This window comes from Phreatobacter stygius, from assembly GCF_005144885.1.
GTDB classification, from domain to species: Bacteria; Pseudomonadota; Alphaproteobacteria; order Rhizobiales; family Phreatobacteraceae; genus Phreatobacter; species Phreatobacter stygius.
Genome location: NZ_CP039690.1, coordinates 884826 through 900366, shown reverse-complemented (window position 1 = coordinate 900366; position 15541 = coordinate 884826). Strand labels below are relative to the sequence as shown.

The window sequence follows — 15541 nt, the reverse complement described above, 5'->3', positions numbered from 1 at the left end:
ACCAATGTGATGAAAACCTGTCTCGTGGTCGACGATAGTTCGGTCATCCGCAAGGTTGCCCGCCGCATTCTGGAAGGGCTCGGCTTCACGATCGAAGAGGCCGAGGACGGCAAGAAGGCGTTGGATATCTGCTACGGCGCCATGCCCGAGGCCATCCTGCTCGATTGGAACATGCCGGTCATGGACGGCTACGAGTTCCTGCGCGAACTGCGCAAGCTGCCGGGCGGCCAGGCTCCGAAAGTGGTGTTCTGCACCACCGAGAATGACGTCGCCCACATTGCGCGGGCCATGCATGCCGGCGCCAACGAATACATCATGAAGCCGTTCGACAAAGAGATCGTCGAAGCCAAATTCGCCGAGGTCGGCCTGATCTGATCCATCTGCCGCGGCTCCGGCCGCAGTGTCTCATGTCACATGTGTTCGAGTAGCGGCGTATGAGTATCGCGTCTTTGACCGGCTCCCCGGCGGGAGCAGCAGTCGCCCAGGCAGACCCGATCAAGGTCATGCTGGTCGACGATGCCGTGGTGGTGCGCGGCCTGGTCGGCCGTTGGATTTCCGACGAACCGGACATGACGCTGGTGGCGGCCCACCGCTCGGCCCGCGACGCGGTCGCCGACATCACCAGGCAGAACCCCGACATCGTCATTCTCGATATCGAGATGCCCGACATGGACGGCATCACGGCGCTGCCGCTGATGATCGCCGCCAAGCGCGATCTGGTGGTCGTGATGGCGTCGACCTTGACCCGGCGCAATGCCGAGATCTCGCTGAAATGCCTGTCGCTGGGTGCCGCCGACTATGTGCCGAAGCCGGAATCGAATGCCGGCGTGACCACCTCGCCGGCATTCAAGCGCGAGCTGATCGACAAGATCCGGGCGCTTGGCCGGAAGCGTCGGATCGGGACGCGGTTCGCCCATGCGCCGGCCGCCGGGGCGGCGGCGTCAGCCGCTTCGGCGACCACCCGCATCGCCGCGCCGTCGATCGTGCCGCACCATCATGCGCCGCATGCCTTCAAGACCCGGGCGTTCAACCCGACGGCGCCCAAGGTGCTGCTGATCGGCTCGTCGACCGGCGGTCCGCAAGCCTTGACCGCGGTGCTGCGCGGGCTCGGCTCGATCCTCGAGCGGGTGCCGGTGCTGATCACCCAGCATATGCCGCCGACCTTCACCACCATCCTGGCCGAGCATACCGCCAAGGCCACCGGCCGGCCGGCGGCCGAGGCCAAGGACGGCGAGCCGATCCTGGCCGGCCACATCTATGTCGCGCCCGGCGGCCGCCACATGCTGGTCAAGCGCACCGGCACCACGCCGGTGATTCACCTCGATGACGGCCCGCCGATCAATTTCTGCAAGCCGGCGGTCGACCCGCTGTTCAAGTCCGCCGCCCAGGTCTGGGCCGGTGCCGCGCTCGGCTGCGTCCTGACCGGCATGGGCGCCGACGGCTCGCATGGCGCCGGCGACATCGTGACCGCCGGCGGCAATGTCATCGCCCAGGACGAGGCGACCAGCGTCGTCTGGGGCATGCCCGGCGCCGTCGCCATGGCCGGCCACGCGGCAGCGGTGCTGCCGCTCGATCAAATCGCTCCGAAGATTGTACGCTTGTTCTCGGGAGACCGGTCGTGACACCGCTCGACTACGACTATCTGCGCGGCTTCCTGAAGACGCGCTCCGGTCTGATGCTGTCGAATGACAAGCAATATCTGATCGAGAGCCGGCTGATGCCGATCGCCCGCAAAGAGGGCCTCGCCGGCATCAGCGAGATCGTCCAGAAGCTCAAAGCGCCCGGTTCGGAGCGGCTCGCCTCGAAAGTGACCGAGGCGATGACCACCAATGAGAGCTTCTTCTTCCGCGACAAGACGCCGTTCGACCACTTCAAGGACGTCATGATGCCAGCCCTGCTGGCGGCCAGGGCGAACAAGCGGCACATCCGCATCTGGTGCGCGGCGGCCTCCACCGGCCAGGAGCCCTACTCGCTGGCCATGATGCTGAAGGAGATGGGCCCGGCGCTGAGCAGCTGGCGGATCGAGATCATCGCCACCGACCTGTCGGGCGAAGTGCTGGAGCGAGCCAAGGCCGGCACCTATACCCAGTTCGAGGTGCAGCGCGGCCTGCCGATCCAGATGCTCCTGAAATATTTCAAGCAGAACGGCGACCAGTGGACGATCGCCCCCGAAATCCGCAGCATGGTGCATTACCGCACGCTCAATCTGCTCAATGATTTTTCGGCGCTCGGCCAGTTCGACATCATCTATTGCCGCAACGTGCTGATCTATTTCGATCAGCCGACCAAGGTCGGCGTGCTCAACCGGGCAGCCAAGCTGACGGCGCCCGACGGCTATCTTCTGCTCGGCGCCGCCGAGACGGTGGTCGGCCTGACCGATACCTACAAGCCGGTGGCCGACCGGCGCGGGCTCTATGTGCCCTCGGCCGCAGGCGCGGGTGCGACTGCCGCATCGCGGCTGTTTGCGGTCGCCGGTGGCCAGGTTGCCTGACGCCCGGCTCGCCTGACGCCCGGTTCGCCTGACGCCCGGCTCGCTCCCGGGAGGAGAGCAGGCGCGTGGCGAAGCAATGCATGACTGGCGCTGCGCCCATGCGCCGGCCGTGGCGCATCGCGCCGCGATCCCTGCCATGGTTGGTTCATTCCCGTCCCGACGCTCGCGGGCCGGGGTTCGCCGCCAAGGCGGGGCACGCCGCGACAGGGCCGCCCGAGATCAAGCCGTGCCGACAGTCCAATGATCACCGAACCGACTTTTTATGCCGCGGCGATCCCGGCGGTGACCCTCTATGGCCTGTCCAAGGGCGGCTTTTCCGGCGTGGCCATCCTCTCCATGCCGCTCCTGTCGCTGGTGATTTCGCCGGTCGCGGCGGCGGCGATCGTCCTGCCGGTGCTGATGGTGCAGGACGTGGTCACGGTCTGGAGCTATCGCAGGACCTGGGACGGCAAGGTGCTGGCCTATCTGGCGCCGGGCGCGCTCGCCGGCATAGCAACCGGTTATGCCTTCGCCTCGGTGGTCGCCGAGCCGGCGGTGCGCATCATCGTCGGGCTGATCGCCGTCGTGTTCTGCCTGGATCGCTGGCTGCGGCCGGGCGCCGCGACCGCGCCGCCGCGGCCGCATAACCTGATGTCGGCCACGCTGCTCGGCTGGATCTCCGGCTATACCAGCTTCGTCATCCATGTCGGCGGGCCGCCGTTCAACATGTATGCGATGCCGCGCGGGTTGAAGCGCGATGTCTTCGTCGGCACGGCGGCGCTGTTTTTTGCCGCGATCAACCTGATCAAGGTCGGCCCGTTCATCGCGCTCGGCCAGATGACCCTGGACAATCTGGCGACCGCCGCCGTGCTGTTTCCGGTGGCGATCCTGTCCAACCTGGCCGGCATCTGGCTGGTCCGGCGCCTCCCGGCAACCGCCTTCTACGCGATCATCTATGCGCTGACCTTCGTTGTCGGCGCCGTGCTGCTGATCGGCGGCGTCAGGGCCTTGTTGTAGATCGCCGGCGCGCGGTGCCGGTCAGCCCTAGACGCCGCGCGCCCGCGCGAACAGCGCGTTGAGATCGGACCCGGAGATCTGCTGCTCGGTGAACCCGATCGTTCCGTGATCGCGCAACTCTTCGGCACAGCGACGGACGAATCCGAGCGCGGAGCGTGCGATGCTGCCGCCGAGGCTGATGCGCTGGACGCCGGCGGCGAGCAGCGCCCGGGCGTTGCCCTTGGTGGTGCCGAGCCCCATGACGACATTGATCGGCCCGGTGATTTCGCGCACCAGCTCGGTGACCGTCTCGATATCGGATGCACCCGGTACATAGAGACAATCGGCGCCGGCCTCGCGAAAGCGATTTGATCGGCGAATGCCGTCGGCCATGCCGGCCTTGCCCGCTTGAAGAATGGCATCGCTTCGCGCCGTCAGCACGAAGGCGCTGCCGCGTGCGTCGATCGCGGCACGGGCCGCCGCGATGCGCTCGACCGCGAGCACCTCGTCATAAAGTTCCCGATGACCCGGGATCTTGTCCTCGATGTTGCCGCCGGCGAGACCGGCATCGATCGCCATGGTGATGGTCTCGGCGACCGCTTCCGGACTGTCGCCATAACCTGCTTCGAGATCGGCATTCACCGGAACACCGGCCACACGGACGATCTGGCGCATCTGGTCGAACATCTCGTCGCGGGGCACCGCGAGCGCCGCCGACGTCACCCCGTAGTCCTGCTTGGCCAGCGCAAAGGCAATCCCCGCGCTGGTCGTCGCGATGGCCGGGAAGCCTGCTGCCGCCAGCACGGCGGCGCTGCCGCCGTCCCATGCGTTCGGCATGATGAAGCCGCCTTTCGCGGCGTGCAGCGCCTTGAACAGGCGCGCGGCGTCGTCGCGGTCATGGGGCATGTCGGCCTCCTCTCAAGCCTTGAACAAGGGCGTGCGGACGTGACCCGACGCAGCATATGAGAGCGACGATTCCAGCCGCTCCAGAGGCACGCCGCGGGTCAGCAAATGATCGACCGCGATCTCGACGACCAGCACGGCGAACCGGTCGGCCGGACAGACGTGCGAGCCGGCGCCGAATTCGAGATATTTCCGGTCGGTGCGCGCGATGTCGAAGCGATCGGGTTCTGGATTGAGTGCCGGATCGCGGTTGGCCGCAGCCAGCAGCACGATGATCATCTCGCCCTGGCGCAGCCTGTGTCCGGCGATCTCGCCATCACGCGCCATGAAGCGGAAGGTGCTGTTGGTGACCGGGTCGCAGCGAACCACTTCCTGGACGAGCGGACGCAGCAGGGTCCTGTCGGCATCGACCTCGGCGCGCAGCGCTGGCCGCCGCGCCAGCGCCAGCAGCGTCGAGCCGATCAACGAGGCCATCGCAGCATAGCCTTGGATCATGTAGCCGATGGCGTTGGCGACGACGTCCTTCTCGTCGTCGCAGCCGGCAAGCCTTGCTTCGCGTACCAGCGCCCCGAGCAGCGGGCCGCGCGCCGTATCGTCGTCCTTGATGGCGCGGACGAGATCGAACAGCGCCTGCGCGCCGCGGTGCCCGCGCGTGACGAGCTCGGGTGTCGGCGTGGGGATCCCGGTTCCGGCCGCCGCGGCGGCGGCGCCATAATCACCAAGCCAACCCATGGCGTCGCCGAAGCGCGTGTGGGGGAGCCCGAGCAATTGTGCGACCACCTGCACCGGCAAAGCGAACATGAACCGCGTGGTGCTGGCCGCGTCGAGCGTCGGCCCGAGCTCGCTGTCCAGTTCGGCGGCGCGCCGCCGCGTCAGGTCGGCGACCTGCCCGAGGTCGATGCTGCGCAACGCGGCCGTCACCGCAGCCTTGAGCCTGCCGCGCGCCTCGTCGTCGCGCAGGCGCACCAACCGGCCAAAGAGCTCCGCGGCGGCGCCGTCGCGCAGCGCTTCCGGGACCGGCTCGCTCGACGGACGGGTGAGACAGAGTTCGCTGGTCAAGACTGCCGTGACGGCCGCGGCGCTGGCCGCGACCCACCAGCCATTGGTCTCGTCCCGGAAGAATGGTCGCTCGCGGGCGAGACGGCCGTAATAGGGGTAGGGGTCGGGATGGGAGGGCGCCGCGCGAACATGCTGCGGTTCGGCTGCCAGGGTCATCGTCTGCATGTCGAAAACTCCATCGGGCGCGCCGAGGCGGTGCTCTCAGTCTATCGATGCTCCTTGCATCTTCATTTGTCGAAGTCATAATTCTTCTCATCGCGATCAGGTTTTTGCATGCCATGGACAGCGACGCGCTTTTGACCTTCGTCACCATTCATCAGGCCAATGGCTTTTCCCGCGCGGCGGAAATACTCGGCCGCTCGCAACCCGCCATCAGCCGGCGCATCGCGCTGCTCGAGGACGAACTCGGCGTGCCGGTCTTCGAACGCGCGGCCGGCGGCGTGGTGCTGAGCCAGGCAGGCCGCGCCTTGCTGCCCCATGCCGAACGCGTGCTGGCGGCCCTGCGCGATGCCGAGAATGCGATCGACACGATGCGGACTGAGACCGCCGGGCGGGTCTCGATCGTCGCGGTCGGCACCCTTGCCGGCACGAATCTCACCACCATTCTCAAGCGCTTCGTCACCGACCACCCGAAGATCGACCTGTCGATCAGCACCGCCACCAGCGCCGAGGTCAGCGATCTGGTGCGGCGGGGCGAGGCGATGATCGGGCTGCGCTATCTGCTCGACACCGCCCCCGACATCATCTGCGAACATATCGCATCCGAGACCATGGTCGTGGTCTGCGCGGCCGAACATCGTTTCGCGGGCAAGACGCTCGCGTCGCTGGCCACGCTCAGCGGCGAGCCGTGGTTCGCATTCCGGAATGCCTATGATCAGCGTGAGACATTCGCCGACAATATCTTCGCGCAGTTTCAGGCCCGCGGCATCGCGGAGATCCGCTGGACGCCGGTCGACAGCCTCAATGCGAAAAAGCGCCTGATCGAGGCTGGCCTCGGCCTCGCGCTGCTGCCGGAAAGCGCCATCGACGAGGAGTTGCGCGCCGGTTCGCTGGCGACCATTCGGCTGGCCGATCTTGATGTCGCCAATCCGGTTTTTGCCGTGGTGCGCCGGGGCGGCTATCTCAGCGCCGCGACGCTCAATCTGCTCGCGCTGCTGCGCAATGCGCCGAGCCTTGCCGGAAAACCTGTCTTGTCACGGCAGAGCCAGACGTAGTTGTCCTGGCCGCAACGGCCGGCTCAAACGAAAACGGGCCGCCCGAAGGCGGCCCGTTCGTCACGATCCCGAGGGGATCGTAATCTAATCAGTAGCGAGCAACCACGGCGCCCGGACCGGTCGAGAACAGGTAGTTCACGCCCAGCTTGACGGTGTGGATGTTCTGCGAGAAGCGGTCGTTCGCCGTGAAGATGTTCGAACGGTCGCCGAAGCCGTAATAGAGATACTCGACCTTGGCGGTCCAGTTCTGGGTGAAGGCATACTCGATGCCGCCACCGACGGTGTAGCCGACGCGGGTGCTGGACGACGAGAAGGTCGTGCCAGTCGGGCCGACCGAAGCGTCGAAATACTTGTCCGAGAAGGTCGCGACGCCGAGACCACCGGTCACGTAGAACAGAGCGCGGTCGGCGGCGAGGCCGGCGCGAACACGCAACGAGCCGAGGAACGGCACCGAGGTGCGGTAGCTGTCGCCAAACGTCAGGCTACCGACAGTGGTGTCAGTCGTACGCTTGCTGAGCCCACCGGCCGAAACGTCACCCTCGACGCCGAGAACGAACTGGTTGATCTGCCAGTTATAGCCAACCTGAACGCCACCAAAGACGCCGTTCGAGGTCAGGCTGCTGTTGAAGAACGTGCCGGTGTTGTCACGGTAGCTGGAACGAGCCGAACCCCAGCCGATGTGGGCGCCGGCGTAGAAGCCGGTCCACGAGAACGCCGGAACGAGGATCGCCGAGGGAACGGCAACGCGCTGGACGCCGAGGTCGGCGGCCTGAGCGCCGGAAGCGAGAGCGGCGAGAGCAGCGCCCGCGAGAAGAAACTTCTTCATGAGGTCATTTCCTTTTTGACTTCGGCGGTCCGTCTGCACGGGCCGTCATGCTTATTGATTTTCGAGGCAAGGTCAGCGGCGGCGCTAGGCCCTGCCAACACATGTCCATCCATCACGTCTGACCTCTAGCCGACGAGAATGAGAAATCAACTAACAAGAGCGTTGTGCCGGCCGTGCTCCCCCGGCCTGTGGACTGTTTGCATGGTGCTGTGTCCTAGGGATCACACCTGCCGTAAGGTCATTAGAACATTGATAACGTTGTTGGTGTGGCGATTGAAATCTTGTTTCGGCCAATTGCACCGGCAACGCGGTCGGGCCGGCATTGGCCGTGAACCATGATTCTGCAATGACACAGCGGGGTTGAGCCGAGACGGCGCGAAGGCTCATGTTGAACCCGGCGCTACGGGCTTCTAGGGTCGAGGCCGAAACGCGACGGTCGCGAAGGGATCCGCGATGAGTGTCTACGATACCGACCTCCCGAAGCGCGAAGCGAATCATCAGCCGTTGACGCCGCTGTCGTTCCTGGAGCGCTCGGCGCGGGTCTTTCCGGACCATTGCGCGCTGATTCACGGCAGGATCCGGCGAAGCTATGCCGAGTTCTATGCCCGCTCGCGCCGGCTCGCCTCGGCGCTGGCCAAGGCCGGCATCGGCAAGGGCGACACGGTGGCGGCGCTGATCGCCAATACGCCGGCCATGCTCGAATGCCACTACGGCGTGCCGATGGCCGGCGGCGTGCTGAACACGCTCAACACCCGGCTGGACGCCCCGATCATCGCCTTCTCGCTGGATCACGGCGAAGCCAAGGTGTTCATCGTCGACCGGGAATTTTCCGCGCTGGCGCGCGACGCGCTGGCCCAGGCCAAGGTCAAGCCGATCGTCATTACCTATGACGATCCGGAATATGACGGTCCGGGCGAGCGGATCGGCGCGGTCGAATATGAAGATTTCATTGCCAGCGGCGACCCGGACTTCGCCTGGCGGCGGCCCGACGACGAATGGGATGCGATCGCGCTCAATTATACGTCTGGCACGACCGGCAATCCGAAGGGCGTGGTCTATCACCACCGCGGCGCCTATCTCCTGGCGCTGGGCAATATCGTCACCTGCGGCATGGCCAAGCACCCGGTCTATCTGTGGACGCTGCCGATGTTCCACTGCAACGGCTGGTGCTTCCCCTGGTCGATTTCCGCCGTCGCCGGCACCCATGTCTGTCTGCGCTGGGTGCGCGCCAAGGCGATGTATGACGCCATCGCCGATCATGGAGTGACGCATCTTTGCGGCGCGCCCGTCGTGATGAGCCTCTTGCTCAATGCGCCGGCGAGCGAAAAGCGGCCGATCGGCGACCAGGTGTCGTTCTTCACCGCCGCTGCGCCGCCGCCGGAGGCGGTGCTCGCCGCCATGCAGGCCGCCGGTTTCGAGGTGACCCATCTCTACGGCCTGACCGAGACCTATGGCCCGGCCGTGATCAACGACTGGCATCGCGACTGGGATGGGCTCGACAGCGCCGACTATGCCGCCAGGAAAGCGCGCCAGGGCGTGCCCTATACCGTGCTCGACGACATGACCGTGATGAACCCGGAGACCATGGTGCGGGTGCCGGCCGATGGCACGACGCTGGGCGAGGTGATGTTCCGCGGCAATGTGGTGATGAAGGGCTACCTGAAGAACAAGGCCGCGTCGGACGAGGCCTTTGCCGGCGGCTGGTTCCATTCCGGCGATCTCGGCGTGCTCCATCCCGACGGCTATATCCAGCTCAAGGACCGCTCCAAGGACATCATCATCTCCGGCGGCGAGAACATCTCGTCGATCGAGGTCGAGGATGCGCTGTTCAAACATCCGGCGGTGCAGGCCGCGGCGGTGGTCGCCAGGCCCGACGACAAATGGGGCGAGACGCCCTGTGCCTTCGTCGAGCTGAAGCCTGGCGCCGAGGCGACGGCCGAGGAGATCATGGCCTGGTGCCGGCAGCACCTGGCCGCGTTCAAATGCCCGCGCACCGTGGTGTTTGCCGAATTGCCGAAGACCTCGACCGGCAAGATCCAGAAGTTCCGGCTGAGAGAAATGGCCAGGGCACTCTGACGCCGGCTGGAGCGATCACGCGCGCTTGCACTCCCCCGACGCTCGGTCACAATGCGTGAAACAAGCGGCAAGCAGCCGGCTCGCCGCGGCCTCGCGTGGTGGCATTGCGGCATGATGGGGATCGGGCTTCAGCCGATCCCGCCAGGGCCGGGCAGGGGGAGAAGCGCGCATGGACGCGGATGTCATCGTCGTCGGCGGCGGGCTCGCCGGCCTGGTCGCCACCGCCGAACTGGCGGCGGCCGGCCGGAAGGTGATCCTGCTCGATCAGGAAGGCGAGCAGAATCTCGGCGGCCAGGCCTTCTGGTCGTTCGGCGGCTTGTTCTTCGTCGACAGCCCCGAGCAGCGACGCATGGGCATCAAGGACACATTCGATCTGGCCTGGCAGGATTGGCAGGGCTCGGCCGGCTTCGACCGGCCGGAGGACGATTGGGCCCGCCAGTGGGCCGAGGCCTATGTCCATTTCGCCCATGGCGAGAAGCGCGCCTGGCTGCATCAACAGGGCATGCGCTGGTTTCCGCTGGTCGGCTGGGCCGAGCGCGGCGGCGGGCTGGCCACCGGCCACGGCAATTCGGTGCCGCGCTTCCATGTCACCTGGGGCACCGGCCCGGGCGTGATCGCGCCTTTCGTGGCCAAGCTCCGCGAGGCCGCCGCCAAGGGCCTGGTGCAGCTGAAGTTCCGCCACCGGGTCAACGGCTTTACCCGGTCCGGCGGCGCCATTGACGGGGTCGAAGGCGAGATCCTCGAGCCGACTTCGGTGGCGCGTGGTCAATCGAGCTCGCGGGTCGCGACCGGGTCCTTCGCGCTGAAGGCCCAGGCGATCCTGGTCACTTCAGGCGGTATCGGCGGCAATTTCGACCTGGTGCGCAAGAACTGGCCGGAGCGCCTCGGCACGCCGCCGGAGTTCCTGGTTTCCGGCGTGCCCGAACATGTCGACGGGCGCATGCAGCTGATCACCGAGGCCGCCGGCGGGCGCATCGTGAACCGCGACCGCATGTGGCACTATGTCGAGGGGGTCCGGAACTGGAACCCGATCTGGCCGAACCATGGCATCCGCATCCTGCCGGGGCCGTCGTCGGTCTGGCTGGACGCGACCGGCAAACGCCTGCCGGCGCCGAACTTCCCCGGCTTCGATACGCTGGCGAGCCTCGACCACATCATGAAGACCGGCCACGGCTACACCTGGTTCGTGCTGTCGCGGGCGATCATCAAGAAGGAATTCGCACTGTCGGGATCCGAGCAGAACCCCGACCTGACCAACAAGAGCATAACCGGCATCCTGTCGCGGCTCGGCAAAGGCCTGCCGCCGCCGGTCCAGGCCTTCATGGACAAGGGCGCGGACTTCATTGTCGACACCGATATCAAGACGCTTGGCCGGCGGATGAACGAGCTGGTCGGCACCACGCTGATCGACCCGGAGGCGCTCGAGCGCGAGATCGTCGCGCGCGACCGCGAGACCGAGAACGGCTTCTCCAAGGATGCCCAGGTGATCGCCATCCGGGGTGCGCGCAATTATCGCGGCGACAAGCTGATGCGCACAGCGCCGCCGCACCGCATCCTCGACCCGGCCAAGGGACCGTTGATCGCGGTGAAGCTCAATATCCTCACCCGCAAGACCCTGGGCGGGCTGCAGACCGATCTCGACGGCCGGGTGCTCGGCGCCGACGGCCTGCCGCTCGGCAATGTCTATTCGGCCGGCGAGGTGGCGGGCTTCGGCGGCGGCGGCGTGCACGGCTATCGTTCGCTCGAGGGCACGTTCCTCGGCGGCTGCATCTTTTCCGGCCGGACCGCGGGCAGGGCGGCAGCCAAGGCCGTCGGCTGACCGGACGCAAGGTCTTCGGCTGCCGGGCGTCGACAACATCAGGCCGGTCGTCCCGGGGCACAGGCGGTGACGCCGTCAGACGAAAGTCCGGCGCGGCCTCGGCCGAACGGTGAGGGGCGGTGCGGGTTGCGCTCGGCCCCAGGCCAGCGACAATGGCGCCGGCTCAGGTCTAGGGAGCTTTGGAGATCGGCGAGAGCGGCGACAAGACCGCCTTGCCCTGCAGACAATGAGGAGACGCCCGATGGATGCGCCGACGCCGTCCCGCTATGCGGCGACCTATGCGGCCTGGAAGGCCGATCCGGTCGGATTCTGGGCCGAGGCGGCCAAGGCCATCGACTGGTTCACGCCGGCGACCAAGGTGTTCGACCCGGACCAGGGTGCCTATGGCCGCTGGTATGTCGGGGCGACCTGCAACACCTGCCACAACGCCGTCGACCGGCATGCCGCTGATCATCCCGACCGGACGGCGGTGATCTATGATTCACCGGTCACCGGCACCAAGCGGACCATCAGCTACGCGGAACTGAAGGATGAGGTCGCGACCTTCGCGGCGGTGCTGCAGGATCTCGGCGTCGGCAAGGGCGACCGCGTCATCGTCTATATGCCGATGGTGCCGGAGGCGATGGTGGCAATGCTCGCCTGCGCCCGCATCGGCGCGGTTCATTCGGTGGTGTTCGGCGGCTTCGCCGCCAAGGAACTGGCCACCCGCATCGACGATTGCCACCCCAAGGTGATCGTCTCGGCCTCCTGCGGCATCGAGGGTGCCAGGGTGATTGCCTATAAGCCGCTGCTCGACGGCGCCATCGACCTGGCGCTGTCGAAGCCTTCGGCCTGCGTGATCCTGCAACGCCCGCAAGTCGAGGCGTCGCTGGTTGCCGGACGCGATCACGACTGGCAGGGCCTGGTCACCCATGCCAAGGCCCGCGGGCGCCAGGCCGATTGCGTGGCGGTCGCCGCCACCGATCCGCTCTATGTGCTTTATACCTCGGGCACCACTGGCAAGCCGAAGGGCGTGGTGCGCGACAATGGCGGCCACATGGTCGCGCTCGCCTGGTCGATGACCAATCTCTACGGCATTGCGCCCGGCGAGGTGTTCTGGGCGGCCTCCGATGTCGGCTGGGTCGTGGGCCATTCCTATATCGTCTATGCGCCGCTGTTCATCGGCGCGACCTCGATCCTCTATGAGGGCAAGCCGGTCGGCACGCCCGATCCCGGCGCCTATTGGCGGGTGATTGCCGAGCACGGAGTGAAGGCGCTGTTCACGGCGCCCACCGCCTTCCGCGCGATCAAGAAGGAAGATCCGAACGCCGAGCACCTGAAGCGCTACGCGCTCGCCGGGTTCCGCACCCTGTTCCTCGCCGGCGAACGCGCCGATCCGGACACCGTGCTCTGGGCCGAGAAGATGCTGGGCGTGCCGGTGATCGACCATTGGTGGCAGACCGAGAGCGGCTGGTGCATGGTCGGCAATCCCGTCGGCCTCGGCCTGCTGCCGGTCAAGCCGGGCTCGCCGACGGTGCCGATGCCGGGTTATGACGTGCGCGTCGTCGACGAGGCTGGCCACGACATGCCGGCCAGGACCATGGGCTCGATCGTCGTGAGGTTGCCGCTGCCGCCAGGGGCGCTGCCGACGCTGTGGCAGCAGGACGACCGGTTCAAGGACGGCTATCTGACCCAGTTTCCGGGGTTCTATTCGACCTCGGATGCCGGCTTCATCGACGAGGACGGCTATCTCTACATCATGGGCCGCACCGACGACATCATCAACGTCGCCGGGCATCGCCTGTCGACCGGCGGCATGGAGGAGGTGCTGTCGGCCCATCCGGATGTCGCGGAATGCGCGGTCATCGGCATGGCCGACAGCCTGAAGGGCGAAGTGCCCTGCGGTTTCGTGGTGCTCAAGGCGGGCGTCAACAAGGAGCCGGCCGAGATCGAGCGCGAACTGGTGGCGCTGGTCCGCGACAAGATCGGCCCGGTGGCGGCCTTCAAGCTGGCGATCACCGTTCAGCGCCTGCCCAAGACGCGTTCGGGCAAGATCTTGCGCGGCACGATGAAGAAGATCGCCGACGGTGTGGAATGGTCTGTTCCGGCGACCATCGACGACCCCGCCGTGCTCGCCGAGATCGAAGACGCGCTCAAGCTGCGCAGGCGGTGAAGGCGCGCGCTGGCGCGCGCCCCGCCAGAACCGTCACAGGCCGTCGAACAGCGCCGTCGACAGGTAGCGCTCGGCAAAGCTCGGGATGATCACGACAATGGTCTTGCCGGCATTGTCCGGCTTCTTGGCAAGGTCGAGCGCGACCTGCACGGCGGCGCCCGAGGAAATGCCGACCGGAATGCCTTCGACGCGCGCCAGTTCGCGGGCCACCGTGAAGGCCTGGTCGTTGGTGACGGTGACGACCTCGTCGATGACAGCACGATCGAGAATGTCGGGCACGAAACCGGCACCGATACCCTGGATCTTGTGCGGACCGGGATTGCCGCCTGACAGAACCGGCGAGTCGGTCGGCTCGACCGCGACGATGCGGACGCCGGGCTTCCTGGCCTTGAGCACCTGGCCGACGCCGGTAATGGTGCCGCCGGTGCCGACGCCCGAGACGAAGATGTCGACATTGCCCTCGGTATCGTTCCAGATCTCTTCCGCGGTGGTCTGGCGGTGGATTTCCGGATTGGCCGGGTTCTTGAACTGCTGCGGAATGATCGCGTGCGGGTTCTCGGCGGCCAGTTCCTCGGCCTTGGCGATGGCGCCCTTCATGCCCTTCGGGCCTTCGGTCAGCACCAGTTCGGCGCCCAGCAGCGCCAGCATCTTGCGCCGTTCGATCGACATGGTCTCGGGCATGACCAGAACCAGCTTGATGCCGCGCGCGGCGGCGGCAAAGGCCAGCGCGATGCCGGTATTGCCCGAGGTCGGCTCGATCAGCACGGTCTGCGGATTGATCTTTCCGGCCGACGCCAGAGCATCGAGCATGGACACCCCGATGCGATCCTTGACGCTGGCGATCGGATTGAAGAATTCGAGCTTGGCCAGGATCGTCGCCTTGGCGCCATGAATCTTGCCGAGCCGGTCCAGGCGCACGAGCGGGGTATCGCCAATGGTGTCGGTGATCGAATCGTAGATCCGGCCGCGGCCGGGCTTGCGGGTCTTGGCGGGAGAAACGTGAGCGGTCATGACGGCACCCAGGCTGAAAGGAGCGCGATGATGACGAGCGGGGAAGGAATTTTCTACGGAAAAGCGAGACCTGTTGCGAAATAAGAGAAGGCCTTTCTCAAATTCAACCTGGGAGAGAATGTTTTTCCCAAGTGTGCTGGGATCGGAGAACGGCCGGCAGCCTCGTCCCGGGGCCCGGCTTCCGTGCCGGCAATGGCCGCGGCAAGAATGGTCTGCCGCGGCGTCGCACGCCGGCGGTCGCGGCCGGAAGCGAGGCCGGACATAGACCGAAACAAAGCCCTGTCCGCCGGCCATCGTCGCGGCCGAAGCCCGGCCGCCCAGCAAGCCGTCGCACTATCCCGAACCGTTCTTCTCGCGCATGGCGGGACCTATCAGGCGGCCACTCGGCGATCCCTCGGGCGCCGACGCGGTTTTCTGGAGATCGGCGACGGCTCGGCCGGATGGCCCATGGTCGTTCGCGCATAGGGACGGCACGCCCTATTGAACCGGGGTCGGGCCGGCCAGCCGCGGCGGGCCGGCGACGGTCGGCGGTCCAGCGTCCTTACAGGATCAACTGCGTCTGCGTGACCAGGGCCACCAGCTTGCCGTCCTCGCGCTCGATGCGGGTTTGCCAGACCTGGGTGCGGCTGCCGCGATGCACCGGCGTGGTCGTGCCGGTGACCGTCGTGCCCACCTTGGCCGCCGCGACGAAATTGGTCTTGCTTTCCAGCGTCGTGGTGCCCTTGGTACCCTCCGGCAGGTTCACCACGGTCGCGGCCGCGCCCAGCGTGTCGGCAAAGGCCATGACCGCGCCGCCATGGATGGCGCTGCCGGCCGTGCAGAGGTCCTCGCGGACCAGCAGGCGTGCGACGATGCGGTCGGGGCCGGCTTCGACATAGTCGATGCCGAGCAGGGCGGCGAAGGGCAGGGGGAAAGATCTGATCTTGTCGAGCGCGGTCATCGGCGGCTTCCTGCAACGGAGCGATCGGGCGCCGGAGAGTGAGACGCGCGGCGCCGGCGGGTCAAGCCGGCGGCA

Annotated in this window: 13 protein-coding genes; 8 read left to right on the top strand and 5 right to left on the bottom strand. The window is 66.6% G+C overall.

Going from position 1 to position 15541, the window contains the following annotated elements; genetic code table 11:
* The first annotated feature begins 9 nt into the window (after positions 1-9).
* The 4 genes from E8M01_RS04200 to E8M01_RS04185 all read left to right on the top strand — a co-directional run bounded on the left by E8M01_RS04200 (position 10) and on the right by E8M01_RS04185 (position 3487).
* Positions 10-375 (top strand): response regulator, encoded by a 366-nt coding sequence (locus E8M01_RS04200; RefSeq protein ID WP_136958965.1) that lies wholly within the window; start codon positions 10-12, stop codon positions 373-375.
* A 59-nt stretch (positions 376-434) separates the two neighbouring features.
* Complete coding sequence (locus tag E8M01_RS04195; protein WP_136958964.1) at positions 435-1622, top strand: protein-glutamate methylesterase/protein-glutamine glutaminase; 1188 nt, start codon at positions 435-437, stop codon at positions 1620-1622.
* The gene (locus E8M01_RS04190) at positions 1619-2491 is read left to right on the top strand and encodes a CheR family methyltransferase (RefSeq protein WP_136958963.1); all 873 of its coding nucleotides are present in this window, start codon (positions 1619-1621) and stop codon (positions 2489-2491) included. The genes E8M01_RS04195 and E8M01_RS04190 overlap by 4 nt, the downstream gene beginning before the upstream one ends.
* Before the next feature lie 240 nt (positions 2492-2731).
* Complete coding sequence (locus E8M01_RS04185; protein WP_136958962.1) at positions 2732-3487, top strand: sulfite exporter TauE/SafE family protein; 756 nt, start codon at positions 2732-2734, stop codon at positions 3485-3487.
* A 27-nt stretch (positions 3488-3514) separates the two neighbouring features.
* On the opposite strand, the gene E8M01_RS04180 is transcribed toward E8M01_RS04185, so the two are convergent.
* Together E8M01_RS04180 and E8M01_RS04175 are read right to left on the bottom strand one after the other, a co-directional pair.
* A complete protein-coding gene (locus E8M01_RS04180) occupies positions 3515-4372 on the bottom strand; it encodes an isocitrate lyase/PEP mutase family protein (RefSeq protein ID WP_136958961.1) in 858 nt (285 codons plus the stop codon).
* Positions 4373-4384: 12 nt separating this feature from the next.
* On the bottom strand, positions 4385-5593 hold the full coding sequence (locus E8M01_RS04175) for a cytochrome P450 (RefSeq protein ID WP_136958960.1): 1209 nt from the start codon (positions 5591-5593) through the stop codon (positions 4385-4387).
* Between the two features lie 113 nt (positions 5594-5706).
* On the opposite strand from E8M01_RS04175, the gene E8M01_RS04170 reads away from it, so the two are divergent.
* On the top strand, positions 5707-6642 hold the full coding sequence (locus E8M01_RS04170) for a LysR family transcriptional regulator (RefSeq protein WP_170181772.1): 936 nt from the start codon (positions 5707-5709) through the stop codon (positions 6640-6642).
* Between the two features lie 88 nt (positions 6643-6730).
* On the opposite strand, the gene E8M01_RS04165 is transcribed toward E8M01_RS04170, so the two are convergent.
* Positions 6731-7468, bottom strand: coding sequence for an outer membrane protein (locus tag E8M01_RS04165; protein WP_136958958.1), 738 nt, complete (start codon positions 7466-7468; stop codon positions 6731-6733).
* A 453-nt stretch (positions 7469-7921) separates the two neighbouring features.
* Between E8M01_RS04165 and E8M01_RS04160 the strand changes: the two genes are divergently transcribed.
* The 3 genes from E8M01_RS04160 to E8M01_RS04150 all read left to right on the top strand — a co-directional run bounded on the left by E8M01_RS04160 (position 7922) and on the right by E8M01_RS04150 (position 13515).
* On the top strand, positions 7922-9544 hold the full coding sequence (locus E8M01_RS04160; protein ID WP_136958957.1) for an acyl-CoA synthetase: 1623 nt from the start codon (positions 7922-7924) through the stop codon (positions 9542-9544).
* Positions 9545-9713: 169 nt separating this feature from the next.
* Positions 9714-11363 carry an FAD-binding dehydrogenase gene (locus E8M01_RS04155; RefSeq protein ID WP_136958956.1) on the top strand — a complete coding sequence of 550 codons (1650 nt, stop codon included), beginning with the start codon at positions 9714-9716 and terminating at the stop codon, positions 11361-11363.
* A 241-nt stretch (positions 11364-11604) separates the two neighbouring features.
* Positions 11605-13515, top strand: a complete 1911-nt coding sequence (locus E8M01_RS04150; protein ID WP_136958955.1) for a propionyl-CoA synthetase — start codon at positions 11605-11607, stop codon at positions 13513-13515.
* A gap of 33 nt (positions 13516-13548) precedes the next feature.
* Here the strand turns inward: E8M01_RS04150 and cysK are convergent, their stop codons facing one another.
* On the bottom strand, positions 13549-14526 hold the full coding sequence (gene cysK / locus E8M01_RS04145; RefSeq protein WP_136958954.1) for a cysteine synthase A: 978 nt from the start codon (positions 14524-14526) through the stop codon (positions 13549-13551).
* A gap of 541 nt (positions 14527-15067) precedes the next feature.
* Positions 15068-15466: a PaaI family thioesterase gene (locus tag E8M01_RS04140; protein ID WP_136958953.1), complete on the bottom strand. Its 399-nt coding sequence runs from the start codon at positions 15464-15466 to the stop codon at positions 15068-15070.
* Positions 15467-15541: the final 75 nt, after the last annotated feature.